Below are 25,044 nucleotides of genomic sequence, written 5' to 3'. Positions count from 1 at the left end.
CTGTTATATCTTCTATCTTTGCATATGGGTCAACTTTTAATTCATATTTATTAGACAATTCCTCAATCTTTTTAGCTGCAGTTTTAACATCAACTACTAATCCTTTTCTAGGTTCGCAGCCTAAAATAATATTTTCTGTAACAGTGAAATTTTCTACTAATTTAAAATGTTGGTGTACCATTCCTATTCCTAAATCATTTGCAACATTAGGATTTGATATTTTTACTTCTTTTCCTCTTACCTTTATAATTCCCACTTCTGGCTGATACATTCCAAAAAGTACTGACATTAATGTAGACTTACCAGCTCCATTTTCACCAAGCAACGCATGAATTTCACCTTTTTTTAACCTAAGGGTAATGTCATCATTTGCTACTATTCCTGGGAATTCCTTTCGAATATTTAGCATTTCAACTACATATTCCATTATAAACTCCTCCTTATTTTAACTCTGATTATTTAATATATTATATTTGCATATGAATAAAGGATGAATTTCCCATCAGTTTTAAACCTTGTAGAAATCCATCCTTCTTTTATATTAGCAGAACACTAACTACATTGTTTTAGGAATTTATTTAATTAATGCCCCATCATTTTTATCATTTACTTTAACAGAACCATCCTTAAGCTTTGAAACTACATCATTGACTACTTTCATTGTATCATCAGTTAAGTTTGGATTCTTCACTGGAATACCAACTGCATCCTTAGTAATGTCAAATGTTAATGTTTGACCACCTGGGAATTTTCCTTCTTTTAATTGTTTAACCATTTCATAGCTCGCTGCTTCTACCTTCTTTACAGCTGAAGTAAGAACTACTGACTTTCCATCTGCTCCTACACCATCTTGATATTGGTCTCTGTCAACACCAATCACCCAAGCACCTTTTCCAGTTGCTGCTCTTGCTTTAGCTTCAGTTATAACACCATTACCAACTCCACCAGCTGCACAGAAGATTGCTTTAACACCTCTGTCATACATTTGTGCCGCAAGTTGTTGACCAGCTGCTGTATCATTAAATGTACCTTGATATACTACATTTTCTTTCTTTAATGACATTTTAGTTCCTAAATTTTTGTTAGCGTAATCTACACCTTGTTGGAATCCCCAGTTAAACTTTTGAACTGCTGGAATTTCCATACCACCAATAAATCCTAGTTCCCCTTCTTTAAGTTGAACTGATGCTGCAACTCCAGCTATAAATCCTGCTTGATGTTCAGCAAATAAGATAGATACTGCATTTTCTCCTACCTTATAAGTTGCTTTTGGTGTAGCACCATCATTTGGAGTACCATCAATTAAAACAAATTTAGCATCTTTATATTGATCTTGTGCTTTGAAAATAGCTGTTTCAAATTTAAATCCTGGAGTAGCTATTAGCTTATATCCTGAATCAATAAGATCCCCAATGTTCTTTAAGTAATCAGCTTCAGTTTCACCACTTGGTTTAACATATTTTGTTTCTGTTCCAAAATCCGCTTTTGTCTTTTCTAACCCTTCCCAAGTACCTTGGTTAAATGACTTATCATCTATTGTTCCTGAGTCTGTTACCATACCTACTTTTAATTTTTCTTCACCTTTACCTGCTTTATCTCCAGCACTTGATGAACTTCCACACCCAGCAAATAATGTAATTGTTATAGCTGAAACTGCTAATAATGATAGTAATCTTTTTTTCATAAATTTCTCCTCCTACGGATTTATTATTCTGCTATTTCAAGAGCAATTTTCATCATTTCTGTAAAACCTAATTGTCTATCTTCAGCTGAAAGCGATTCTCCAGTTAAAACGTTATCAGAAATTGTAAGTAAGCATAATGCATTTTTTCCTGCCTCTGCAGCATTCATATATAGAGCAGCCGCTTCCATTTCTACTGCAAGAATACCCATACTTCTCCATCTATCTGTTGCTGTTTTATCTTTGCAATAGAATGTATCAGATGATAATATATTTCCTACAACAACATTTATATTATTTTCTTTTGCTTTTTCAACTGCACTACTAACTAAATTAAAACTTGCAATTGGAGCAAAAGTTCCAGGTAGATTATATTGAGACGCATAATTTGAATTAGTAGATGCACCTAAACCGATTACAACATCGCGTAAATTTAACTTCTCAGATAAACTTCCTGCAGTTCCAATTCGAATAATATTATCTACATCATAAAAATTAAATAATTCATAAGAATAGATACCAATAGATGGCATTCCCATTCCGCCTCCCATAACCGAAATGCGTTTTCCTTTATAATTTCCAGTATATCCAAACATATTTCTAATAGTATTAAATTGAGTAACCTCTTCTAAGAAGTTTTCTGCAATAAATTTTGCTCTTAAAGGATCACCTGGCATTAATACTGTTTTTGCTATCTCTCCTGATTTTGCCCCAATATGGGGAGTTGGTATATTTGTCATAATTTTGTCCTCCTAAAATTTTATTTATTAATTTAACTCTTATTTTGAATTAATTCACTTAACTTAACCCATTTTAGAATTTTCCTATCAACAATTTCTGATATCTTCTGTATAGTTGGTCCTGCAATTAATGCTGAAATAACTGTAACTGCACCTATCTTCCCACCAAATGCAAATCCTAATACCAGCATGGAAATATCACAGATTATCTTTGCTGTTTTATATTGGTTCTTTATTTTATCTCTAACAATAATGACAATACCTGTACACGGATCCATCCCAATATTTGTAGCTATGAAAATTCCAACACCTAAAAACAACATTGAACAACCACAAAAGGCAGTAAATATTCTTCCATTTAAAGTTTCTGAAATATTTAGAATCCCATGTATCTTAAAACCTAAGTCAATAAAACTGCCCATTGGTAATGTATAAATAAATGTTCCTATATTTATATATTTTCGTCCAAGTATGAACATGGTAGCTATAAAAGTGCAATTAATAAAATTTGTTACTAGTCCAAGCTTTTCTCGAGGTAACCCACACAAATTTCGGACTCCATCATAAAAAACTGCAACTGGGTCATTTCCTAACATTGCTGATGAATTAAATGCAAGGCCAAAGCCTACAATTGCAACACCTAATACTGCTATTAATATTCTTGCTAAAAGACCTTGATATAATTTTTCTTTTATTTTATTGATTTTTTTATTCATCAATCAATACCGTTAAACTTTTAAACAAGTTTTTCTAATACTGATTTACCAATTGTATTTTTAGGCATTTTTAATCCAAAATTATCTGCAATTGTAGCCCCAATAGCTGCAAAACTATCACTTGTTTCTATTAATCCACTACCAGTCATAGCTGGTGAATATGATACAAAAGGAACAAATTCACGTGTATGATCAGAACCTTTATATGTTGGATCATTACCATGATCTGCTGTAATTATTAACAAATCATCTTTTCCTAATTTATCTATTACTTTTCCTAAATTAATATCGAATTTTTCTAATTCTTCTGCGTATCCAATTGGATTTCTTCTGTGTCCCCATAATGCATCAAAATCAACTAGGTTAATGAAGCATAGTCCCTTAAAATCTCTATCCATTATTTCTAAGGTTTGTTCCATACCATGAACCGAGCTCTTTGATTTATTTGATTCAGTTATACCTTCTCCATCAAATATGTCATTGATTTTACCAACAGATATTACATCAAATCCATTATTTTTTAAGACATTAAGCGCAGTTTCTCCATATGGTTTTAAAGCATAATCATGTCTATTACTTGTACGTTTAAACTCGCCTTTCTTCATTCCCAAATATGGCCTTGCTATAACTCTTCCTACTTTCCATTCATCCTTAAATGTCAATTCTCTTGCAATTTCACAGCATCTATAAAGTTCGTTTAAACCAAAAGTTTCTTCATGTCCGCAAATTTGCAAAACTGAATCAGCTGAAGTATATACAATCATATCTCCTGTTTCTATTTGATGTTCAGCAAGTTCATCTAATATTTCTGTACCACTTGCACTCTTATTACCTACTATTTTATGACCTGTTCTTTTTTCTAATTCATCTAATAATTCCTTTGGAAAACCTGTGTCCGTAAATGTTTGGAACGGCTTTTCTATTTTTAAGCCCATCATTTCCCAGTGGCCTGTCATTGTATCTTTACCTACACTTGCTTCTTTCATTTTCATAAAATACCCTAATGGCTTTTCAACTGGTTCTACATTTTTAATTGGATGTAAATTCGCCAAACCTAATCTTTGTAAATTAGGAATCTTAAAATCCTGTACTGATTGTGAGATATGTCCAAGTGTATCTACATTAACATCCCCATAATCTTTTGAATCATCCATTTCTCCTACTCCAAGTGAATCAATTACAATTGTGAAAATTCTCTTATACTTCTTCATATTCCATCCTTTCCAAATTAGCATTCAAAAGCTAATTTTGCATAACATAAATTTATCTATTTTTAATAACTAAACTTTCTTATTTTAAATCTTCGTCCGTAAAAGACATTGGTAATAATTCTTGAATATTTGTAATTTTTTCAATCTTATGATTAGACAAAATTATTGGAGTATCTTTTTCTAATAACTCTACTAACACCTGTCTACAAGCTCCACATGGAGTAGCTAATGTCTTACCATCGCTTACAATTGCTATTGCGTGTATATCATTTTTTCTATATCCATTTGAATAAGCTTGAAAAATTGCATTTCTTTCAGCACAATTTGTTAAACCATAAGATGCATTTTCAATATTTGCACCAATAAAATATTTATTATCCTTAGTAAAAACACAAGCTCCAACATGATAATTTGAATAAGGTGCATATGCATTTTCCATTGCTTTAAAAGCTCTTTCTAAAAGATCTTGATATCCTTCCATATTTACCTCCCAATTAGCTTATTAAAATTTATAAAGATTTTTCCTTATCTGCTTTTATTAAATTTCTTAGTGCTTGAACTGCAACTTGTATTGCTGCTTCTGTATCATGTACTTGTATATTTTCCATACCTGAACGTTCACGCTCTTGATTTGCTACTACTAAGAATACTGAACCAACTCTAACTCTTAAATAATTACCCACTACAAACAATGCAGCTGATTCCATTTCAGATGCAAGGCATCCACATTTTATCCATGCATTCCACTTATCTATTAATTCATATCCAACTGGCTTTGTTTCTGGAGAATGCTGTCCATAAAATGAATCTTTGCATTGGACAACTCCTACATGATATATCTTATTCAACTCTTTTGAAGCATCCACTAACGAATTTATCACATCAAGATTTGCAACAGCAGGAAATTCAATCGGTGCATATTCCTTACTAGTACCTTCCATTCTAATTGCCCCAGTAGCTACAACCATGTCTCCACCCTTAACATTTATGTCCATTCCACCACATGTTCCTACTCTAATAAATGTATCTGCGCCACAGTTTACCAACTCTTCAAGCGCTATGGACGCTGACGATCCACCAATTCCAGTTGATGTAACACTTACTTTAACTCCATCTAAAAATCCAGTATAAGTTACATATTCTCTGCTATCAGCAATGAGTTGCGGATTATCAAAATATTTAGCTATCTTTTCACACCTTTTAGGATCTCCTGGTAATATAACATACTTTCCTACTTCTCCATCTCCAACATTTATATGATATTGTTTACCAGAACCTTGTGAATAATTCATTTATATCCCTCCATTTATTTCCATCTAAATTAAAATCAGAATACGATTACAGTCGTGTCGTAAAAAATAAACATCGTTCAATCTTGTCTAATATCTTGTACCCTTGTCTATATTCTGAGAATATCATGTCTATTATATTGTGTCAAGTTTTTTTAATATTTTTATAATTTATACTTATTATTATTTATAAATCTATGATAGAATATAAATAAGAAATCAGAGTAACTCGTGCTTAATCAATATTGACGGCCTCTAAAAAATACAGTAATTGTCTATATTACCAACTTAAAATATATTACATATAAACTATTTTTTTATTGAGAAACTTATAATTTAATACGTTCACTTGTCTAAACAAGTATATTAGCAGAAAGGTGATATTTTATGAACGAAATCGATTTAATAGAAAAGCCAAAGGAATTAAGATATGTAAGTGTATATAATCAACTATTTAAAATGATAAATGAAGGTACGTTTCCTGAAGGAAGCAGACTACCATCTGAACCTGAATTAGCAAAACTAATTGGTGTTAGTAGAACTACTTTAAGGCAAGCTCTTTCGCTGTTACAAGATGATGGCTTAGTAAACAACATAAGAGGTAAAGGAAATTTTATTGTAAAATCCAACACTAATAATGACATTGGACTTGAAACTATAGGCCATCCTATATACAAGTGTATGAATTGTACTATTGATGATGTTGAAATGAAATTGCGTTTAGAACCATCAACAGATTATTTTAATCAGATTTTAGTAAAGAAAACTGCTGTTGTAGTTCTAGTAGACAGGTGGTATAAATCACAAGGAAAGGTAGTAGCTTATACCTTCACCTTATTACCAATAGAGACTATTTCAAAACTTAATATAGATTTAAATGACACAGATGAATTCCTAAAATTCTTAGAAAAAGAAATATATAAAATCTCCAATAATATATTAGTTGAGATAAAATATTCAACTGCAGGAAATTTTGCTGCTAAAACCAGTCCAATTTCAGATAAAAACCAATTTCATTTAATACAAGAAACTATATACAATGATAATGAAATTCCTATTACCTCTAATAAGCATTATTTACCTATAGACTCTAGTTCCATTAAATTTCATCCTCAAAAATAAACTAAATATAATTAGGTGTCAAAATAAATTATTCAAAAAATAATTTATTTTGACACCTAATTGACATAATCTTGTCGTAAAATCAAAATTGTAAAGTAGTTAAAGCATTATTATTTACCCCTTTTAACCATTAGGCATAATGGTTAAGGAACGTCTCACCCCCCTAAGTGAGACGTTCTATTTTTTTATAATAACTATTTGTTTTTATTGCTTTATATATGCTGCAAAATGATTATTTAATAAAATCCATGACTACATGATTAATTCTATTTAACTTTCTAAGTTGAAACATATATATTTAAATTTCTTTAAAATTCTTATCTTACTATGCTTCCAGTTTCAAGATCACCTGGATCAACTGCTTTTAATATACTATCATCATCAGTTGCAGCACATAAAATCATACCTTGTGATAATTCACCTCTAAGTTTTGCTGCTTTTAAATTAGCAACTAATACTACATTTTTCCCTACTAACTCTTCTGGCTTATAGTAATTTGCTATTCCAGAAACCACTTGTCTTTCTTCTCCACCTAAGTCTACTTTTAATTTTAATAATTTCTTAGCTCCTTTAATTGGTTCACAAGCTAATACTTTAACAACTCTTAAGTCTATTTTTTCAAAATCTTCAATTGAGATTTCTTCTTTTATTGGAGTAATTTCTCTCTTAGCTGGTTGAGCCGCAGCCTTTAAAGCTTCAAGTTCTTCTAATTTTTTCTCAACATCTATTCTTGGGAATAAATTTTCAGCTTTAACTACCTTAGTTCCAGCTTTTGTTCCATTAAATGTTTTTAATGACTCCCATGAAATTTCAGTTGTATTTATTTGTACATTAATTTTCTTAGCTGTATCTGGTAAGAAGGCAGAAATCATTACTGATGCAAATCTAATACTTTCAGCTAAATTATAAAGAACTGTTCCAAGTCTAGCTTTTTTAGCATCATCCTTAGCCAATATCCATGGAGTAGTTTCATCAATATACTTATTAGCTCTTCCTATTATATCAAAAACATATTCTAAAGCTTGTGGTATATTTAATTCATTTATAGCTGCTTCAATTTTTCCTGGTGCAGCTAAAGCTAAGTTTATTAATTCATCATCAATAGCTTCTTTATCAACCTGTGCTGGCATTTCTCCACCAAAGTATTTTTCAACCATTGCAACTGTTCTTGATAAAAGATTTCCTAAGTCATTACATAAATCAGAATTTATCTTCTTTATGAATATTTCATTATTAAATAATCCATCTGCTCCAAATGGAATCTCTTTTAATAAATAATATCTTACAGGATCAACTCCAAATTCATTTACAAGTACAACTGGATCTACTACATTTCCTTTAGATTTTGACATTTTTCCACCATCAACAAGTAACCATCCATGACCAAATACTTGTTTAGGAAGTGGTAAATCTAAAGCCATTAACATAATTGGCCAATAAATAGTATGGAATCTTAAAATATCTTTACCTATTAAATGTACATCTGCTGGCCAATATTTATCATATAATTCTTTGTTATCTTGGCCATATCCAAGAGCTGTTATATAGTTTGATAATGCATCAATCCAAACATATACAACATGACTTTCATCAAAAGTTACAGGAACTCCCCAGTTAAAGCTTGTTCTTGAAACACAAAGGTCTTGAAGCCCTGGTCTTAAGAAGTTATTTAACATTTCATTCTTTCTTGATTCTGGTTGGATGAATTCTGGATTCTCTTCGATATACTTAATTAATCTATCAGCATATTTGCTCATCTTAAAGAAATAAGCTTCTTCCTTTGATTTTTCAACTGGTCTTCCACAATCAGGGCAGTTTCCATCTACTAATTGAGTATCAGTCCAGAAGGATTCACAAGGTGTACAATACCAACCTTCGTAAGAACTCTTATATATATCTCCTTGGTCATATAATTTCTTAAATATATCTTGAACTGCTTTAATATGATAATCATCAGTTGTTCTAATGAACTTATCATAGCTTATATTCATCATACTCCAAAGATCTTTAATGCCTGCAACAACTTCATCTACATGTTGTTTTGGTGTAATTCCCTTTTCTTCAGCTATTCTTTGAATTTTTTGTCCATGTTCATCTGTTCCTGTTAAAAACATTACATCATAGCCCGTTAATCTCTTAAATCTAGCTAAAGCATCAGCAGCTACAGTTGTATAGGTATTTCCTATATGAAGCTTTGTTGATGGATAATAAATTGGTGTTGTAATATAATATGTTTTTTTACAATCTGTACACATTATTTTTTGTCCTCCTTATTTTAAACAATGATAATATTTTATTTAATTATTCATTGAAATTTATTTTTTAATATTATCTACCTAGTGTCTTTAAAATCATTTTATTATGAATACACCCTCAGCTGCGATTTTAAGCGCATATTCTGAAGAATAAATATTCTAATATTCTTCAGAATATTTATCTATGTAATTACAAATTTACTAAAATAAAATCTTAAACAAAAGATAGTATAAAACTTTTAATTTATGAATAAAAAAATCTCTATATAGGTATATTAAAACCTATATAGAGACGTATTATACGCGTTACCACTCTAATTTTTACTCACTTCACAATGAGTAACTCAGCAGGTGACCATCATCACCTTGCAATATAACGGTTGCTCCCGTACTTCCCTAACCATTTTATTTTGGCTCAAAAAGCATGCTCTAAGACCATCTTCATAAAATTCACAAACACCAACTTTCAGCATATGTCAGCTCTCTTATAGAATGATTCTTTTACTACTCTTCTCTTCATTGCATCTTAATTTCTTTTAACATTATATATTGTATCTAATTTTCCCAATTTAATCAATTATTATTTTTATATTAATGATTTATTTCATAAATTCCTCAATTTCATTAACTTCCTTAATCATTTCTTTAGTTAGAACTTCACATCCATCCTTAGTAACTAAAACATCATCTTCAATCCTTATACCAATACTTTCTTCACCTATATATATTCCTGGTTCTACAGTAAATACCATTCCTTCAGCAAAGGTAAAGTTTCTTCCTTGAGGCTCTACGTCATGAGTATCCAATCCTAAACTATGGCCTATACTGTGCCAATAGTATTTTCTCACTTCATTCTTATCTTTAATTATTCCTAATTTAATACATTCCTCAGCAATTAAATCTGTAGCCCATGAATTAAGTTCTTTATAATTTAATCCTGGTTTTATCTTTTCGATTACTGCCTTATTTACTCTAAGAACTGCTTCATATACTTCTTTTTGCCTATCCGTGAACATTCCATTCACAGGAAAAGTTCTTGTAATATCAGCATTATATAAATTCCATTGAGCTCCTAAATCAAAAAGTATTAATTCCCCATCTCTTATTTTACTATTGTTTTTAGCATAATGAAGTATTGTTGCATTCTTTCCAGCCGCTGCTATTGTTTTAAAAGCATAATCCTTAGCACCATTAGTTTTACATTCAAAATCAAAATATGCTTCAAGCTCATATTCCTTCATTCCAGGTTTGGCATTTTTCATTAATGATTTTACGCCTTCAATTGTTATATCTATAGCTTTTTTCATTTGTTCTATTTCTTCTTGCGACTTAATTATTCTTAGAGGTGCAATCTTGCTTGAAAGATTCTTTATTATAACTTGAGGATATTTATTTCTAATTTCTCTTGCAAAAATATTAGCTTCAGAATCTGGTTCATCAATTGCTTCTCTATCCAAATCTAAATATATATTTATACTTTCTGATCCATTAATAGCTCTATGTATATATGAGCTGAATTCCTTCATATATGCAACTTCTTCTATTCCCGAAATTTCTTTTCCTTCATTATCTCTTAAAGTCTTTCCATTCCACATTTCAGCATCTAAATCTATATCTTTTAGAAATAATTTTTCACTTATAGTTTCATTTGACTTTGATAATACAACTATATGTTCTTGTTCCTCAATTCCTGTTAAGTAATAAAAATTTCTATTTGGGGTAAATTCATATAATTCATCACCTGTTTTTTTAGGAGCTTTCCCTGCAAATAATATTACTATTGAATCTTCTCCTATTGTTTCCATAAGTTTATTTCTATTATTTATATAAATATCCTTGTTCATCTTCGTTCTCCTTTTTTAATATGTACATTATAATTCCATATTACTTCAAAACGTATTAAAAATAAAGATAAAGTGTTAATTTCATCCATTAATGTAATATAAATAAATTAAATGCAGCTCCGATAATTAAATGTACTAATTAGAAGGAGGATTTTAAAATGACTAGTGAAAATATAACATTACATTATAAAAATGCTGCTTATTTATCACAAAATAATGTAAATAACATTCATAATAAAAATATTCTAAACACAAATAACTCTTCTATTGGCAGCAAAAAAGATAATGAAATTCCACATTCAAATAATGTGAATAAAACTATTACACCTGAAATGAAACGTCTCATTGAAAAATTAGATTTAAGTGAAAAATCAGAAATGGGTGCTCAAACAGGAATGTCTTTTTTGAATCAAAAAAAGACATATTTAGATACTATAGACACTATTGGCTGCAAACTTAAAGAATTATCCAAACAATATACTGACTCTTCTTCAACCGAAGAAGATAAAAGTAAAATTGAAGCTCAAGCAGAAAAATTATTAAATCATCTTGATAAGCTAATGAATAGTAATAAATCTGGAAATGATTCCACTATTGATTGTAAAACTATTCCCATACAAGACACCAATGGAAAAACAAGCATTTTGTTATCTAAGCCAATTTATATAGCATTAGATTCTACTCAATTAGATTCTAATAATTTAAATAATACTTCTAACAAAAACTCCTTGAATGATGAACACTTTAAAAATAAATTAGACACAAAGTTTTTATTGGAAAATACATCTATAATAGAGGAAAAAATCTTAAAGCCAATTGAAAAAGCAATTGAAGATGTGGATAATGATAAATCACAACTTTACCATACATTTCTTGATGCTCATTCATCAGCAACAAGTGCCATTAATAGATTATTTGAATTAGGCAATATGAGTTTGTATAAAAGAAATTCAAATATGAAATTTCAGCAGTCACTTTATGACTCTATAAGTTCATTAAGATTCCAATCCTCAAATATAGATAAAGATAATGCTCTTTAATTTTTATTATAAATTAACTACTGATGGAAGTAATAAAATACCCAAATAAGCTTTTATGATTTATTTAACATAATATCCCTACCCATTAATCATTTATAACAGTAGATAGTTTTTTTGAAAGGTTATCTACTGTTTTATACATTATAGCATCTCTAAATATTTAGGCAATATATAAATCTTTATGATTTTTTATATCACTCATTATTAAGAGATAAATGAATTTACCATGATGATAGCCATAATTATAGCTGTCATATCCGCAAAAACTGCTGCCCACAAGGTATGTCTTATTTTCTTTACCTTAATTGCGCCAAAGTAAACAGTTATTGTATAAAATATAGTTTCCGTACTTCCCATTACAACTGATGCTATAAGACCAGTTCTTGTATCTGCTCCAACACTTTTTATTAAATCTGTAAACACACCAATTGCGCCACTTCCTGATAAAGGCTTTATTATTATCAAAGGTATAAGGTCTTTAGGTAATCCTATTATATTTGCAGCTGGTGCTATTAAATTATTTAATAAATCCATTAATTTTGCTTCTTTAAATATTTGTACTGCAATTATCATCGCTAAAAGATATGGAAATATTCTTAATGTTACTTTTAATCCTTCCTTGGCACCTTCAATAAACCATTCATAAACTTTTCTTCCTTTAATCATTCCATAGGTTATAATAAGTAAAAATATTATTGGTATTATGCTTTTACTTAAATAGCTGAACATAAATTACTGTTCCTCCTGTAAATCAAATTATTATTTCAAAAGTACCTTTGCAATATTTTGCAGCATATTACACCAACAACAGCTGCTGTTGCAGTTGATATTAAAGTTGGAATTATTATTATTCCTGGATTTACAGAATTACATGCTGCTCTTATAGAAATTATTGTTGAAGGAATCAACTGAATGCAGGTTGCATTCAAAACCAAAAAAAGTGCCATATCATTTGAAGCTGTTTCCTTATCCTTATTAAGCTTATCCATTTCTTCCATAGCTTTAATCCCAAAAGGTGTTGCTGCATTAGATAATCCCATCATATTCGCAGTAAGGTTCATAACTATAGCACCTAAGGTCTTTTCATCTTTAGCAGCTTCCTTGAATATACACTTAAGAATAGGTTTTAATACTCTTGATATCTTTCCTGTAAGTCCACTATTTTCAGCAACCTTCATAACACCACACCAAAAACACATTATACCTGTAAGTTCTATAATAAAAGTAACTGTACTTCCAGATGAATTAATTATAGCTTTAGATATGATTTCTCCATTTCCACTTATTAATCCAAATAGAATACCGCAAAAGATTAAAGCAAACCAAATATAATTAATCATGTATCCTCCATCTTATAATTATTCTTTTACATTTATATTCCTTGCACTTATTTTTTAGTAGTGATAGGATATAATTACTAAACTTAGTTATAAACTTTTATTTATAACTAATAAAATTAACATAATATAAAATATTTATTGCAAGGAGAATTTTTCATGAATGATTCGAATTTAAAAATGGCCCAACAAGATGTTGAAGAAGCTTTAAAAACTGTAGAGGATATGGAAAAATTTATAAGTGATGATGATTCCTCTAAGGAACAATTAAAAGAAAAGTTTATAAGTTTAACAGATAGAGTTCAAAAATTAGAAGACCTTTTAAAAAGTGAAGGAATCATTTAATCTACATAAAAATTATTATTTATCTTATAAACTGTACCTGATAATCTTATTTTATTAGGTACAGTTTTATTTTGAAAATTATTAGCCTATATCTATTTTATCATTTATAATTCACTAAAAATAACCAACAATCTCATTGTATTGATATTACTTTTTATGTTATAAGTATCCACTTATTTTTTAATTTAATTATAACTATTTCACCCAAAAATACATTAATTTAAACTCACAACCATATTTCCATCAAAAAACTACATAAAATATTATTTTTTGTCATATTTTTATTGAAATTATATCCAATTTCACTTATAATAATGATAATAAAACAGTATTAAAGTCGACAATTTAAGATTAGCTTTGTTTTATAAAATTTATTAAAAGAGGTTGATGCTTATGATTATAGTAAATTGCGCTTTAAGACAAGACGATATAATAAACATAGTGGAAAATATTCAAATTGAAGATATTAATATTTTTAAGTATGTTAAAAGAGAAGGAATCCGTATTTTTTTTAGATGTAATTATTTCCTTCATAAAGAAAAAGCTTGCAATATGGCACATTCAGCAATAAGTGAAAGTAATCTTGGTAAGTCTTTATTTTTTAATGTCATTGATATTAACGAATATCCATGGATTAAGTATCCATATTATTAAACAACAATACCTAATCTTTATGAAGCTTTACATTCAAGTTTGTATAATATATTAAATGTAAAATAAAAATAAGGCTATCTCAAAATTATTTAGAAATGATTTTGAGATGGCCTTATTTTATTAATCTAATACAATTTCTTTTTCGCTTTGATTTTTTCTAGTATCTCTAGATACTTTTATAAATACAATTATGGTTATTGCCACTGACAATAAATCAGATACTGCACCAGCTGCCCATACACCTGTTAATCCAATGAACATTGGAATTATTATTAAACTTGGAACTAATATTATAACCTGTCTTAATAAACTTAATACCATAGATATTTTTACTTTTCCAATTGATTGAAAATAATTAGTTATTATTATTTGTCCTCCAATAAGTGGTAACATAATTAAAAATATTTTCATTCCATGAGAAGTAATTTCTATAAGTTTTGGATCATTATTGAATATTATAACTAGTTTTTCTGAAAAGCCTTCAATTATTATGAATCCAACAGTTACTATTATAGTTGCCGTAATTATTCCATACTTTACTGCCTGATTAACTCTATCATGCTTCTCAGCTCCAAAATTATAACCTATTATAGGTTGAAGTCCTTGATTCAATCCAAAAATCGGCATTAAAAACACCATTGCTAAACTATTTATTATTGTCATTGCACTTACAGCTAGATCTCCACCATAAGTCTGTAATGAATTATTACAAACTACTTGAACTAAACTCTGAGCAATCTGCATACTAAAAGGACCAACCCCTATTGCAAATATACTTAAAACTACACTTTTATCCAATTTTAAGTTCTTTCTTCTAATCTTAAGAGTACTAGCTCCCTTAGTAAAATAATATAGTATCCAAATACTGCTGATTATTTGAGCAACAACAGTTCCAAGGGCACCTCCTCTAACTCCAAGTCCTAACCAAAATATAAATATAGGATCTAAAATAATATTTATTATTGCACTTATAAGCATAGTTGCCATTGCAATCTTAGGACTTCCATCACTTCTAATTGAGTGATTAAGTCCAAAGCTCATTAAATTAAATATACATCCTATAAAAATTACTTGAATAAATTGTTCCCCATAACCTAAAATATTTTCACTTGCTCCAAACATTTTTAGAAGAGGATTTGAAAGTGTAAGTCCTAGTATTGTTAAAACAATACTTATAATTATTATGAGCGTAAATGCATTTCCTAAATGCTTCTCTGCCCCTTCTTTATCATGCTGTCCAAGCTTTATTGATATTCTAGTAGCTGTACCAATTCCTATAAGCATACCAAAAGCCATAATTATAAACATTAGTGGCATAGTTATTCCAACACCAGCCATCGCAAGATTTCCAATTCCTTCTATATGTCCAATAAATATTCTATCAATTATATTGTACAAAGTATTAACTATCATTCCTATAATAGCTGGAATTGAAAATTCTAAAATTAACTTTCCTATCTTCATTTCACCTAATCTATTTTGATTATTCATAAATACCTCCTTTGCTCTTCCACAAAAAAACTACTCCAAAATAGTTTCCTCTTTGGAATAGCTTTAATCTTAATTTAAATTGTACTTTCTCTTTCAACTAATTGATGCTCTAATACATAGTGTGGTTCTTCTATTTCTTTCTTGTTTAAAAGTTTTATAAGCATTCTCATTGCAACTGAACCCATATCATAAGTTGGTTGAGATATTGTTGTAATCTTAGGATAGAATATTGACGCAGCATAATTATCATTAAAACCTATTACACTTACATCTTTTGGTACCTTAACTTTATTATCTCTTAAAGCATTTATCGCACCCATAGCAATTTCATCAGATGCACATACTACACCTTTGTATTTCTTCTTTCCCTTTAAGAATTTTTGTATTCCTTCATATCCGCTCTTAACTTTCATTGAACCAAAATAAACTAAGTCAGGATCAACTTCAATTCCAGCTTCCTTCATAGCATTTTCAAATCCAACATATCTGTCTCCCCAAGCGTTCTTGTTCTCTTTTTCTGCTCCTATAAAAGCAATTTCCTTTATGCCTTTATCAATTAATAGCTTAGTACTATCATAACAAGCTTTAACATTATCAATAGTTACACTTGGCAGTGCACCATCTTTATCTTTTGTTTCAACTAATACAGTTTTCAAATCTAATTCATTGATTAACTCTAAAATTTCTTCATTCAGAGAACTACTCATATAAATTACACCGTCAACCATTTTTTCTCTAAGTACTCTTAAATATTCTTTTTCCTTTTCAATATCAAGGTCTGAATTACATAAGATTATATTGTAATCGTATATATTTGAAACATCTTCAGCGCCTCTTACGATTTCTGGATAAAATTGGTTAGATATGTCTGGGAGTAAAATTCCTATTGTTTTTGTTTTTTGAGTTTTTAAACTTCTTGCGACTATGTTTGGTCTGTATCCTAGCTTCTTTATTGCATCTACGACTTTTTTCTTAGTATCTTCGTTTACTACATCGATATCATTTAAAACTCTAGAAACGGTTGCAATTGATACTCCAGCTTCTTTTGCAACATCCTTAATAGAAGTAGCCATAATTATTCCTCCTTTGAATTTTTCTAGATAAATTCATTATACTAATATAATGCCTCATAAATCAACAAAACTTACAATAATTTATTATTTTAATATAAGTTTTGTCAATAATTATAATTTTTAGTCTTAAATTTATAATTTTATAAAATAATCTAAAAGTATTAGTATCTTTAATATTATTTTTATTTGAAAATAATATGACTAGGAATATTAAGGTCAGCCTTTAATTCCTAGTCATTAATTATTATCTTATTACTTCAACAGTCATCTTTAAGATTTCACCATTTATAACTGCTTCTGAGTAATCAGCTTCTCCATTATAAATAACTTCACAAGTTAAAGTTTCTTTCTTAATTGTTTCTTCAAACTTTTTAATAACATCTAATAACATAGCATTGTCTGCAACATAAAGTTTTATTTTATCTGCAACTTCAAAACCTTTATCTTTTCTCATATTTTGGATCTTTGAAATAGTTTCTCTTACATGACCTTCTTCTTGAAGTTCTGGTGTTATAGTAGTATCCAATACAACTCCAAATTCACCTTCTCCAGCAAATGCATAGCCTTCTAACCCTTGCATTGTAACTAATAGATTTTCATTTGTAAGAACTATTTCTGTACCATTAACATTAATAGTTTCACTTCCACCATTTTGTATCTTTTGAGCTAATTCCATTTGGTTCTTTTCTGCAATTGCATTTTTAATTTGTGGAATTAACTTACCATACATCTTACCTATAACAGGAAGATTTGGCTTTATTTCAAAATTAACATATTTAGAAAGATCAGCTCCTAATTCAACCATCTTGATATTTAATTCTTCTTTTACTATATCTCCATAGTATTCTGGAAGTGATTTTGTTGAAATAAGCATTTCTGAAAGTGGCTGTCTATTTTTGATGTTTGCAGCATTTCTAGCACTTCTTCCAAGCTTAACTAATGTATAAGCTAAATCCATTTCCTTTTCTAATTCTTCGTTTATAGCCTCTTTATTTACTTCTGGCCAAGGACATAAGTGAATACTTTCTGGTGCATTCTTATCAAGATTTAAAACTAAGTTTTGATAAATCTCTTCTGTCATAAATGGTACAAATGGTGATGCTACCTTAACTAAGTTAACTAAAACCTTATATAATGTTACATAAGCACCAATCTTATCATCTGTTAATTCTTGTGTCCAATATCTAGCTCTGTTTCTTCTTACATACCAGTTTGATAATTCATCTGTAAAATCTTCAATAGCTAAAGCTGCTTGAGTAATCTTATAAGTGTTTAATCCATCATCAACTGTTTCAATTAATGTATTTAGCTTAGATATAATCCATTTATCCATTACATTGTCTGAAACAAAATCTGTATACTTAGTTGGATCAAAATTATCTATTTCAGCATATAACACATAGAATGAATATACATTCCATAAAGTTCCTAAGAACTTTCTTTGAGTTTCTGCAACATCATCTGTAGAGAATCTTGTTGGTAACCATGGAGCACTTGCAGTATAGAAATGCCATCTTGTAGCATCTGCTCCTTGACTATTTAATACTTCAAATGGATCAACAACATTTCCTTTAGACTTAGACATCTTAAGTCCCTTTTTATCTAATACGTGACCTAATACTATACAGTTTTCAAATGGATTTATATCGAATAAACATGTTGATAATGCCATTAATGTATAGAACCAACCTCTTGTTTGGTCAACAGCTTCTGATATAAATTGAGCTGGGAAATTCTTTTCAAATTTCTCTTTGTTCTCAAATGGATAGTGCCATTGTGCAAAAGGCATTGATCCTGAATCGAACCAACAGTCAATTACTTCATTAGTTCTAGTCATTTCCTTACCACATTCAGAACATTTTAATTTAATTCCATCAACATATGGTTTGTGTAATTCAATTCCTTTGCAATCTACAGTTGCTTTTTCTTCTAATTCAGCTCTGCTTCCTATACATTCTCTATTACCACATTCACATTGCCATATTGGAAGTGGTGTTCCCCAATATCTATCTCTTGAAATACCCCAGTCAATAACATTTTCAAGGAACTTACCAAATCTTCCTGTTCTAATATTATCAGGATACCAGTTTACTTTATTATTATTTTCAAGTAATTTATCTCTCATTTGAGTCATTGCAACAAACCAACTATCTTTTGGGTAATATAAAAGTGGTGTGTCACATCTCCAGCAATGAGGATATGAGTGAAGGTGCTTATGCTTATTAAATAATTTATTATTTTCTTCTAAGTAATTACAAATACTTTCATCGCACTTCTTAACAAATTTTCCTGCCCATGGAGTTACTTCTTCTACGAAGTTACCACTTGCATCTACTAAATTTACAAATGTAATGCCATTTTGCTTTGCAACAAAACTATCGTCTTCACCATAAGCTGGTGCAATGTGTACTATACCAGTACCATCTGAAAGTGTTACATAATCTCCATGAATTACTACAAATGCTTTACCTTCAACCTTAGCAAAAGGTAGTAATTGTTCATATTCAGTACCTAGTAATTCCTCACCTTTATATTCTCTGATTACTTCATGTTCTGTATCTCCAAGAACAGTTCCTATTAAGTCCTTAGCTAATACATAAACTTCATCACCAACTTTAACATCAGCATAAGTGTATGCTTTATTTATACATAATGCTAAGTTAGATGGTAATGTCCAAGGAGTTGTTGTCCAAGCAAGAATATACTTTTTGTCTTCTCCTTTAACTTTAAACTTAGCTGTTGCAGTTAAATCTTTAACATCTTTATACCCTTGAGCAACTTCATGAGATGATAAAGCTGTTCCACATCTTGGACAGTAAGGCATTACCTTATGACCTTTGTATAATAAACCTTTATCCCACAATTTCTTTAATGCCCACCATTCTGATTCTATATAATCATCATGATAAGTTACATATGGATCTTCCATATCAACCCAATATCCAATTTGATGTGACATTTCTTCCCATAAGCTTACGTATGAAAATACACTATCTTTACATTCTTTAATAAACTTTTCTACACCAAAATCTTCAATTTGTTCTTTCCCAGAAATTCCAAGCTTCTTTTCTATTTCTAATTCTACTGGTAATCCATGAGTATCCCATCCAGCTTTTCTTAAAACCTTATAGCCTTTCATAACCTTATATCTTGGAATTATATCCTTCATAACTCTTGTTAAAATATGACCAACATGAGGCTTTCCATTAGCTGTTGGAGGTCCATCATAGAAAGTAAAATACTCTCCATCTTGGTTTGAATCAAAACTCTTTTTTATAACATCTTTTTCTTTCCAAAGCTTTGCAATATCTTTTTCCATATTTACAGTGCCTTTTGACGAATCTACTTTATTATACATTTCTTTTCCCCTTCCATTAATTCAGTTTGCAGTTAACAGTTAACAGTTAACAGTTGAAGATAAAATTACTTCGTAATTTTTTAATCTGATTTTATATTTAATATTCTTAGGTTCCTTAAAATTAAAAATAAAAAAACTCCATCCTACAGGACGAAGTTGAATTCGCAAACCACCTAAGGTGAACATTTAAATAAAATTTAAATGCTTAATTTCAAGTACATACATACTCTATCCTTTAACGCAGGCCTTACGTGATGACTTATTTAGCAACTTTCTGCCTTTCAGTCTCCAACTCCTAGGTGATTTTCCCTCAAACTTAATATAGCTTTCCACCAAACAGCTACTCTCTAAAATTAATGACTCAAGGTACTTTTCCTAATCACAGTCTTTTATTGTAATAATTATATATTAATGATTTTTAAATGTCAATTCATAGTAAAATATTGATTCTATAATTATTTAGATAAATTATAATTAATACTAATTTGTGTTAATTATATATTATACCATTATTATATGTATTTACGTTATGATTACTATAATGGTATACTATGGTTGTAATTCCAAAAAATAATTTTAATCAAGGAGTGAATAATAATGTTTTGTAAAAACTGTGGACAAGAAATAGACGATAGTGCAGATATCTGCATACACTGTGGTGTTGCTACTGGGAAAAATGGTTCTCCATTAAACTCAGAAGATAAACCATCTCATTTACCTGGAATAGCTGGATGCTGTTTTCCTATAGTTGGTATAATTCTATACTTCGTATGGAAAGATAAAAAACCACTAAGCGCTAAACTAGTAATTAAATGGACATTAGCTGGTATAGCTGTCAATATAATTTTAAGTATAATATATGTTCTTATAGCTGTTATGGCAAATGTTTAATTTAAAAATAATTTTAAAGTATATGTTTTATTGCCATAGAATGCCTGAAAGATCTTTCTTCTTTAGGGGACGTCAATTTCCTATATGCGCTAGGTGTACTGGAATCTTAATAGGTTATATTATTGGAATACTTTATATAATTTTTTATAATAAATTAGGTTACACGTTTGAACTCATACTTATGGTGCCTTTACTTATTGATGGAATTGGCCAATACAAAGGGTACTTTGTAAGCACTAATATAAGAAGATTAATTACAGGAATTTTAGGAGGCATATCTTTTATATGTTTATCAAGAATGGTAATTGTGTTTTGGCTTCAATGTCTACAATGGGCTCAAGATTACATATTAAGCCTGTTGCGCTAACTACCACCTTTAAATTAAAATGTTGTAGTTAAATAATAATCTTTACAGGAGTGATATATAATAATGTTTTGCAAAAATTGTGGGCAACAAATAGATGATAATGCTGACGTATGTATACATTGTGGTGTTGCTACAGATAAAAATGGTTCTCCACTTAATAAAAAGGATGAACCATCTCACTTACCAGGGATTGCTGGCTGTTGTTTCCCCATCATTGGTATAATATTATACTTCATTTGGAAAGATGAAAAACCTAAGAGTGCTAGCTTAGTTATTAAGTGGACCTTAGCTGGATTAGCTTTAGGAGTTATTGCTTTTATTCTATACTTTTTATTTATAATCTTAATAGGAGTTATAGCCTCTAAATACTAAATACTTGCTTTTCTATTTTTAAATGCTTAATTTTATGTTAAATACAGCTAAGAGAGCTGTCGCACAAAGCATATTCTAAATTGCTTCTTAATGCGACAGTTTCTTTTTTTCTTTCACATTCTAATAAGTTTTTACCATTTTATAATTAGTTGATTTGATTTATGTATTTACGTATAACTTATATTGATGGTATAATGTACCCATTAATTTGATTAATTAGAAAATTTTAAGGGGGATATTTGTAATGTTTTGTAAAAATTGTGGACAAGAAATAGATGATAATGCTGATGTTTGCATACACTGTGGCGTTGCTACTGGCAAGAGTAGTTCTAATAGTGTAGACAATCCATCTCATTTAGCTGGTGTTGCATCATGTTGTTTTCCGGTAGTCGGAATAATTCTATACTTCATGTGGAAAGATGAGAAACCTCAAAGCGCTAAATTAATATGTAAATGGATGATAGGTGGAATAGTTGCTTGGGTTGTATTCTACATCTTAACATTTGCATTAAGCTTTTTAGGACATTTTGCAAGTCGTCTATAACGAATGTTTGACTATCAAAAAATTCTAAAATATATGTTCTTTTGTCATCAAATTCCTGAAAGATCTTTTTTCTTTAGAGGTCATCAATTTCCTATATGTGCGCGCTGTACTGGAATATTAATAGGCTATATTATTGGAATTATTCATATACTCATATTTAAGGGTATACATATTTTGTTGGAACTATTATTAATGATTCCACTATTAATTGATGGAACTGGACAGTATCTTGGATACTTTCAAAGTACTAATACTAGAAGATTATTAACTGGAATTTTAGCTGGAATATCAACTGTATGTTTGTTTAGATTAGCTTGTGTTTTAGGTTTTCAATCTGGGAATTGGTTTTATAATTATATAATGTTCAAATAGCTGTTTATAAAATACTATTCATATATATTATGTCATTATTTATTAGTTTCTTAACTATATAAAGCCATCTTATAAATAAATCTGAATTTATAAGATGGCTTATTTTTTTATTTTATTATTTTTGAAATAATTAATATAAATTCAGAACCTTCTCCATATTTAGAATTTACCTTAAGCTTTATTCCAAAATTCTTTGAAATAGATTTTAATAAGCTAAGTCCAATTCCAGTTCCACTAATGTTTTGGCCCCTTACAACTTCACTTCTATAAAATCTATCAAATATACGCTTTTGTTCTTCTTCTTTAATTCCTATTCCATTATCTTTAACTGTTACCTTAACATATTTATTCATGTTCTGAATATTTAAATTTATTTCACCATTAGCTCTAGTATATTTAAATGCATTTTCTAATAATATGACAATAGCTCTTTTAATCTTATCATAATCCCATTGAACAAGTATTTCTTCTTTAGGCTTATTAACTTTAAAAGTTTTTTCTTTAATTTCAGCTAACTCAGTATAAAATTCACTTAGATCATTAATAAAATCATCTAACTTGAAATTAGTTATATTAGCTGCTAAATCTAAATCTTCTTTAGATAGCAACAATAAATCAGTATTTAGCTTTTCCAAGCCTCTTACTTCTGTCATCATTTTTGAAATATGTTCAAAATGATCATCTATTGTATCTCCCCATGAATGAGCCAACAATTCTAATTTTCCCTTTATTACAGCCAATGGAGTTCTCATTTCGTGGGATGCATCTTGGACAAAATAAACCTGCTTATCATATGCTTGTCTAATAGGTTTTATAACTCTGGTTGCAAGATACGCTGAGAGAATTGCCGCAATAATGATAAGTATAACTAAACTTACTATTATGGAAGTCCTCAGTCTATTTAAGGAATATACTTCTGAATCAATATTAGCAATTACTTGAATTTTATATTCACCATTATTTATTGTAATACCTCTGAAATTATAATCTTTACTGTTCAAAGGAAATGTCAATGTTACTATATCTTTTTCTGAATCTTGTGGAAGAACAGGTAAATCATCTTCTGTAAAATATAAATTTTTACTCATAACTTCAAAAGTATCATTTTTATATATAATTACAATTAAGTTAGGTGGTATTTTCATAAACTTTCCATTTGGTCTTCCGTCAAACTCTTTAAACTGAACATCCTTTTGATTTTCAGATTTATTTGAAATCTCACCCCTTATATTAGCATCTGACAGTGGAATTTCATCTTCACCTTTGAAATTTCGTTCATGATCCATAAAATTTGTTGAATCAAAAATCTTTTGATAATCAGAAATATTTATATGCTCTGTTAATATTTTTTTCTGTTCTAGAATTTGACGATCAACATTATCTAATACTTTAGAAGAATATAGTGCATTAGTTACAAGTGCAAAAATAATTAAGCATCCAAATACTACACTTGTACTTATAGCTATAATACTTTTTTTTGTAGTTGAAAATATATCCTTTTTCATAAACTAATCCTCTAAGCTTTCATCTAATAAATATCCCATACCTCTCTTGGTTATAAGATATTTACCATATCCAAAAAGCGCCAACTGTTTTCTTAATCTGCTTATATACACTTCAATTATTTCAGTTGCAGCATCACTGTTATATCCACATACATTATCAAATATCTGCTCTTTAAATAATAATACGTTTTTATTTATAACCAGAAATTCAAGAAGCTTATATAGTTTTTCATTTAATTCCACTTCATTATCATCTATATAGACTCTCTTGGTTTTCATATCTATCTGCATATTTTTAAATTCAAGTACATTGGGCTTTTTAACTTTTCCCATACTTTTTAATATAGAATTAATTCTAGCCTTTAATTCCTCCATAAAAAATGGTTTAGTTAAATAATCATTGGCTCCTAAATTAAATGCCTTAAGCTTATCTCCTAATTCTTCCTTAGCTGTTAATATAATTACTCCTGTATTTAAAAAACTTTTAGACATATGTTTTAATACATCAATTCCACCTATTCCAGGTAGCATAAGATCTAGTATTACAACATCATAAGTATAAGCATTTAAATATTCAATTGCATCTTCCCCATTATAAACAGGCTCTATTTCTACTTCACCTTTAAAATATTCCGCTATATTTTTACTTATTTCCATATTGTCTTCAACAAGCAATATTTTTATCATTAAATTCACCCCTAAATATATATGTGTATATCTTTTCGTTAATTTAATCTAATTATATAATACATTCCTTAATGATTGCTTAACTTTATTTAGTTTGTTTGAGTCAAGTAAAAGTTGGCAATAATTTCGCTCGATTTATTATCCATTATT

At 29.2% G+C, this 25,044-nt stretch carries 25 protein-coding genes and 2 other annotated features; of the genes, 9 read left to right on the top strand and 16 right to left on the bottom strand.

Annotated elements, in window-relative coordinates; translation table 11 throughout:
* The 7 genes from GXK56_RS25880 to udp all read right to left on the bottom strand — a co-directional run.
* A partial coding sequence (locus GXK56_RS25880; RefSeq protein ID WP_160692926.1) for an ATP-binding cassette domain-containing protein occupies nt 1-427 on the bottom strand: 427 nt, incomplete at its 3' end.
* Nucleotides 428-574: 147 nt separating this feature from the next.
* Nucleotides 575-1,684 carry a BMP family ABC transporter substrate-binding protein gene (locus GXK56_RS25875; RefSeq protein ID WP_160692924.1) on the bottom strand — a complete coding sequence of 370 codons (1,110 nt, stop codon included), beginning with the start codon at nt 1,682-1,684 and terminating at the stop codon, nt 575-577.
* Between the two features lie 23 nt (nt 1,685-1,707).
* Nucleotides 1,708-2,421, bottom strand: a complete 714-nt coding sequence (deoD, locus tag GXK56_RS25870) for a purine-nucleoside phosphorylase (protein ID WP_160692922.1) — start codon at nt 2,419-2,421, stop codon at nt 1,708-1,710.
* Nucleotides 2,422-2,453: 32 nt separating this feature from the next.
* A complete protein-coding gene (locus tag GXK56_RS25865; RefSeq protein ID WP_160692920.1) occupies nt 2,454-3,137 on the bottom strand; it encodes a hypothetical protein in 684 nt (227 codons plus the stop codon).
* A gap of 20 nt (nt 3,138-3,157) precedes the next feature.
* Complete coding sequence (locus GXK56_RS25860; protein WP_160692918.1) at nt 3,158-4,348, bottom strand: phosphopentomutase; 1,191 nt, start codon at nt 4,346-4,348, stop codon at nt 3,158-3,160.
* 79 nt (nt 4,349-4,427) lie between these two features.
* Nucleotides 4,428-4,829, bottom strand: a complete 402-nt coding sequence (gene cdd, locus GXK56_RS25855) for a cytidine deaminase (protein WP_160692916.1) — start codon at nt 4,827-4,829, stop codon at nt 4,428-4,430.
* Between the two features lie 28 nt (nt 4,830-4,857).
* Nucleotides 4,858-5,640: a uridine phosphorylase gene (udp, locus tag GXK56_RS25850; RefSeq protein WP_160692914.1), complete on the bottom strand. Its 783-nt coding sequence runs from the start codon at nt 5,638-5,640 to the stop codon at nt 4,858-4,860.
* Nucleotides 5,641-6,024: 384 nt separating this feature from the next.
* On the opposite strand from udp, the gene GXK56_RS25845 reads away from it, so the two are divergent.
* Nucleotides 6,025-6,759, top strand: a complete 735-nt coding sequence (locus GXK56_RS25845; protein ID WP_160692912.1) for a GntR family transcriptional regulator — start codon at nt 6,025-6,027, stop codon at nt 6,757-6,759.
* Between the two features lie 317 nt (nt 6,760-7,076).
* On the opposite strand, the gene metG is transcribed toward GXK56_RS25845, so the two are convergent.
* Together metG and GXK56_RS25835 are read right to left on the bottom strand one after the other, a co-directional pair.
* Nucleotides 7,077-9,014: a methionine--tRNA ligase gene (gene metG, locus GXK56_RS25840; protein WP_160692910.1), complete on the bottom strand. Its 1,938-nt coding sequence runs from the start codon at nt 9,012-9,014 to the stop codon at nt 7,077-7,079.
* Between the two features lie 285 nt (nt 9,015-9,299).
* Nucleotides 9,300-9,543 (bottom strand) — a binding site (T-box leader).
* A gap of 70 nt (nt 9,544-9,613) precedes the next feature.
* Nucleotides 9,614-10,858: an aminopeptidase P family protein gene (locus GXK56_RS25835; protein ID WP_160692908.1), complete on the bottom strand. Its 1,245-nt coding sequence runs from the start codon at nt 10,856-10,858 to the stop codon at nt 9,614-9,616.
* A gap of 158 nt (nt 10,859-11,016) precedes the next feature.
* On the opposite strand from GXK56_RS25835, the gene GXK56_RS25830 reads away from it, so the two are divergent.
* Nucleotides 11,017-11,898 (top strand): hypothetical protein, encoded by an 882-nt coding sequence (locus tag GXK56_RS25830; RefSeq protein WP_160692906.1) that lies wholly within the window; start codon nt 11,017-11,019, stop codon nt 11,896-11,898.
* 204 nt (nt 11,899-12,102) lie between these two features.
* On the opposite strand, the gene GXK56_RS25825 is transcribed toward GXK56_RS25830, so the two are convergent.
* Both GXK56_RS25825 and GXK56_RS25820 read right to left on the bottom strand, forming a co-directional pair.
* Nucleotides 12,103-12,627, bottom strand: a complete 525-nt coding sequence (locus GXK56_RS25825) for a nucleoside recognition domain-containing protein (RefSeq protein ID WP_160692904.1) — start codon at nt 12,625-12,627, stop codon at nt 12,103-12,105.
* 35 nt (nt 12,628-12,662) lie between these two features.
* Nucleotides 12,663-13,238, bottom strand: a complete 576-nt coding sequence (locus GXK56_RS25820; RefSeq protein ID WP_160692902.1) for a nucleoside recognition domain-containing protein — start codon at nt 13,236-13,238, stop codon at nt 12,663-12,665.
* 156 nt (nt 13,239-13,394) lie between these two features.
* On the opposite strand from GXK56_RS25820, the gene GXK56_RS25815 reads away from it, so the two are divergent.
* Together GXK56_RS25815 and GXK56_RS25810 are read left to right on the top strand one after the other, a co-directional pair.
* Nucleotides 13,395-13,580 carry a hypothetical protein gene (locus tag GXK56_RS25815; RefSeq protein ID WP_160692900.1) on the top strand — a complete coding sequence of 62 codons (186 nt, stop codon included), beginning with the start codon at nt 13,395-13,397 and terminating at the stop codon, nt 13,578-13,580.
* Nucleotides 13,581-13,973: 393 nt separating this feature from the next.
* Nucleotides 13,974-14,234 carry a hypothetical protein gene (locus tag GXK56_RS25810; RefSeq protein ID WP_160692898.1) on the top strand — a complete coding sequence of 87 codons (261 nt, stop codon included), beginning with the start codon at nt 13,974-13,976 and terminating at the stop codon, nt 14,232-14,234.
* Nucleotides 14,235-14,354: 120 nt separating this feature from the next.
* Here GXK56_RS25810 and GXK56_RS25805 read toward each other — a convergent pair whose 3' ends face one another.
* From GXK56_RS25805 to ileS, 3 genes are all read right to left on the bottom strand, one after another.
* The gene (locus GXK56_RS25805; protein ID WP_160692896.1) at nt 14,355-15,725 is read right to left on the bottom strand and encodes an MATE family efflux transporter; all 1,371 of its coding nucleotides are present in this window, start codon (nt 15,723-15,725) and stop codon (nt 14,355-14,357) included.
* Between the two features lie 74 nt (nt 15,726-15,799).
* The gene (locus GXK56_RS25800; RefSeq protein ID WP_160692894.1) at nt 15,800-16,798 is read right to left on the bottom strand and encodes a LacI family DNA-binding transcriptional regulator; all 999 of its coding nucleotides are present in this window, start codon (nt 16,796-16,798) and stop codon (nt 15,800-15,802) included.
* A gap of 244 nt (nt 16,799-17,042) precedes the next feature.
* The gene (gene ileS, locus GXK56_RS25795; protein WP_160692892.1) at nt 17,043-20,156 is read right to left on the bottom strand and encodes an isoleucine--tRNA ligase; all 3,114 of its coding nucleotides are present in this window, start codon (nt 20,154-20,156) and stop codon (nt 17,043-17,045) included.
* Nucleotides 20,157-20,299: 143 nt separating this feature from the next.
* Nucleotides 20,300-20,548: a binding site (T-box leader), on the bottom strand.
* Between the two features lie 205 nt (nt 20,549-20,753).
* Here ileS and GXK56_RS25790 point away from each other — a divergent pair.
* From GXK56_RS25790 to GXK56_RS25770, 5 genes are all read left to right on the top strand, one after another.
* Nucleotides 20,754-21,047: a zinc ribbon domain-containing protein gene (locus GXK56_RS25790; protein ID WP_160692890.1), complete on the top strand. Its 294-nt coding sequence runs from the start codon at nt 20,754-20,756 to the stop codon at nt 21,045-21,047.
* On the top strand, nt 21,040-21,414 hold the full coding sequence (locus GXK56_RS25785; RefSeq protein WP_160692888.1) for a DUF2085 domain-containing protein: 375 nt from the start codon (nt 21,040-21,042) through the stop codon (nt 21,412-21,414). Before GXK56_RS25790 ends, GXK56_RS25785 begins: the two co-directional genes overlap by 8 nt.
* Nucleotides 21,415-21,477: 63 nt before the next feature.
* Nucleotides 21,478-21,786 (top strand): zinc ribbon domain-containing protein, encoded by a 309-nt coding sequence (locus tag GXK56_RS25780; protein WP_160692886.1) that lies wholly within the window; start codon nt 21,478-21,480, stop codon nt 21,784-21,786.
* Between the two features lie 244 nt (nt 21,787-22,030).
* A complete protein-coding gene (locus tag GXK56_RS25775; RefSeq protein ID WP_160692884.1) occupies nt 22,031-22,330 on the top strand; it encodes a zinc ribbon domain-containing protein in 300 nt (99 codons plus the stop codon).
* Between the two features lie 3 nt (nt 22,331-22,333).
* Nucleotides 22,334-22,702, top strand: coding sequence for a DUF2085 domain-containing protein (locus tag GXK56_RS25770; protein ID WP_160692882.1), 369 nt, complete (start codon nt 22,334-22,336; stop codon nt 22,700-22,702).
* A gap of 107 nt (nt 22,703-22,809) precedes the next feature.
* Here the strand turns inward: GXK56_RS25770 and GXK56_RS25765 are convergent, their stop codons facing one another.
* Both GXK56_RS25765 and GXK56_RS25760 read right to left on the bottom strand, forming a co-directional pair.
* Entirely contained in the window at nt 22,810-24,207 is a 1,398-nt protein-coding gene (locus GXK56_RS25765) for a HAMP domain-containing sensor histidine kinase (RefSeq protein WP_160692880.1), read from the bottom strand.
* Between the two features lie 3 nt (nt 24,208-24,210).
* Nucleotides 24,211-24,894, bottom strand: a complete 684-nt coding sequence (locus tag GXK56_RS25760) for a response regulator transcription factor (RefSeq protein ID WP_160692879.1) — start codon at nt 24,892-24,894, stop codon at nt 24,211-24,213.
* Nucleotides 24,895-25,044: the final 150 nt, after the last annotated feature.

This window comes from Clostridium sp. C2-6-12, assembly GCF_009928485.1.
Taxonomy (GTDB): Bacteria; Bacillota; Clostridia; order Clostridiales; family Clostridiaceae; genus Clostridium.
This window is presented reverse-complemented; position numbering and strand designations above follow the sequence as displayed.

What these genes read in the sequence shown, in the direction of transcription:
- GXK56_RS25775 (WP_160692884.1), top strand. Translation starts at nt 22,031, where the DNA reads ATGTTTTGTAAAAATTGTGGACAAGAAATAGATGATAATGCTGATGTT.
- GXK56_RS25765 (WP_160692880.1), bottom strand. Translation starts at nt 24,207, where the DNA reads ATGAAAAAGGATATATTTTCAACTACAAAAAAAAGTATTATAGCTATA.
- deoD (WP_160692922.1), bottom strand. Translation starts at nt 2,421, where the DNA reads ATGACAAATATACCAACTCCCCATATTGGGGCAAAATCAGGAGAGATA.
- GXK56_RS25875 (WP_160692924.1), bottom strand. Translation starts at nt 1,684, where the DNA reads ATGAAAAAAAGATTACTATCATTATTAGCAGTTTCAGCTATAACAATT.
- GXK56_RS25845 (WP_160692912.1), top strand. Translation starts at nt 6,025, where the DNA reads ATGAACGAAATCGATTTAATAGAAAAGCCAAAGGAATTAAGATATGTA.
- GXK56_RS25805 (WP_160692896.1), bottom strand. Translation starts at nt 15,725, where the DNA reads ATGAATAATCAAAATAGATTAGGTGAAATGAAGATAGGAAAGTTAATT.
- metG (WP_160692910.1), bottom strand. Translation starts at nt 9,014, where the DNA reads ATGTGTACAGATTGTAAAAAAACATATTATATTACAACACCAATTTAT.
- GXK56_RS25780 (WP_160692886.1), top strand. Translation starts at nt 21,478, where the DNA reads ATGTTTTGCAAAAATTGTGGGCAACAAATAGATGATAATGCTGACGTA.
- GXK56_RS25830 (WP_160692906.1), top strand. Translation starts at nt 11,017, where the DNA reads ATGACTAGTGAAAATATAACATTACATTATAAAAATGCTGCTTATTTA.
- GXK56_RS25820 (WP_160692902.1), bottom strand. Translation starts at nt 13,238, where the DNA reads ATGATTAATTATATTTGGTTTGCTTTAATCTTTTGCGGTATTCTATTT.
- GXK56_RS25865 (WP_160692920.1), bottom strand. Translation starts at nt 3,137, where the DNA reads ATGAATAAAAAAATCAATAAAATAAAAGAAAAATTATATCAAGGTCTT.
- GXK56_RS25790 (WP_160692890.1), top strand. Translation starts at nt 20,754, where the DNA reads ATGTTTTGTAAAAACTGTGGACAAGAAATAGACGATAGTGCAGATATC.
- GXK56_RS25785 (WP_160692888.1), top strand. Translation starts at nt 21,040, where the DNA reads ATGTTTAATTTAAAAATAATTTTAAAGTATATGTTTTATTGCCATAGA.
- ileS (WP_160692892.1), bottom strand. Translation starts at nt 20,156, where the DNA reads ATGTATAATAAAGTAGATTCGTCAAAAGGCACTGTAAATATGGAAAAA.
- GXK56_RS25800 (WP_160692894.1), bottom strand. Translation starts at nt 16,798, where the DNA reads ATGGCTACTTCTATTAAGGATGTTGCAAAAGAAGCTGGAGTATCAATT.
- GXK56_RS25815 (WP_160692900.1), top strand. Translation starts at nt 13,395, where the DNA reads ATGAATGATTCGAATTTAAAAATGGCCCAACAAGATGTTGAAGAAGCT.
- GXK56_RS25835 (WP_160692908.1), bottom strand. Translation starts at nt 10,858, where the DNA reads ATGAACAAGGATATTTATATAAATAATAGAAATAAACTTATGGAAACA.
- GXK56_RS25825 (WP_160692904.1), bottom strand. Translation starts at nt 12,627, where the DNA reads ATGTTCAGCTATTTAAGTAAAAGCATAATACCAATAATATTTTTACTT.
- GXK56_RS25770 (WP_160692882.1), top strand. Translation starts at nt 22,334, where the DNA reads ATGTTTGACTATCAAAAAATTCTAAAATATATGTTCTTTTGTCATCAA.
- GXK56_RS25760 (WP_160692879.1), bottom strand. Translation starts at nt 24,894, where the DNA reads ATGATAAAAATATTGCTTGTTGAAGACAATATGGAAATAAGTAAAAAT.
- cdd (WP_160692916.1), bottom strand. Translation starts at nt 4,829, where the DNA reads ATGGAAGGATATCAAGATCTTTTAGAAAGAGCTTTTAAAGCAATGGAA.
- udp (WP_160692914.1), bottom strand. Translation starts at nt 5,640, where the DNA reads ATGAATTATTCACAAGGTTCTGGTAAACAATATCATATAAATGTTGGA.
- GXK56_RS25810 (WP_160692898.1), top strand. Translation starts at nt 13,974, where the DNA reads ATGATTATAGTAAATTGCGCTTTAAGACAAGACGATATAATAAACATA.
- GXK56_RS25860 (WP_160692918.1), bottom strand. Translation starts at nt 4,348, where the DNA reads ATGAAGAAGTATAAGAGAATTTTCACAATTGTAATTGATTCACTTGGA.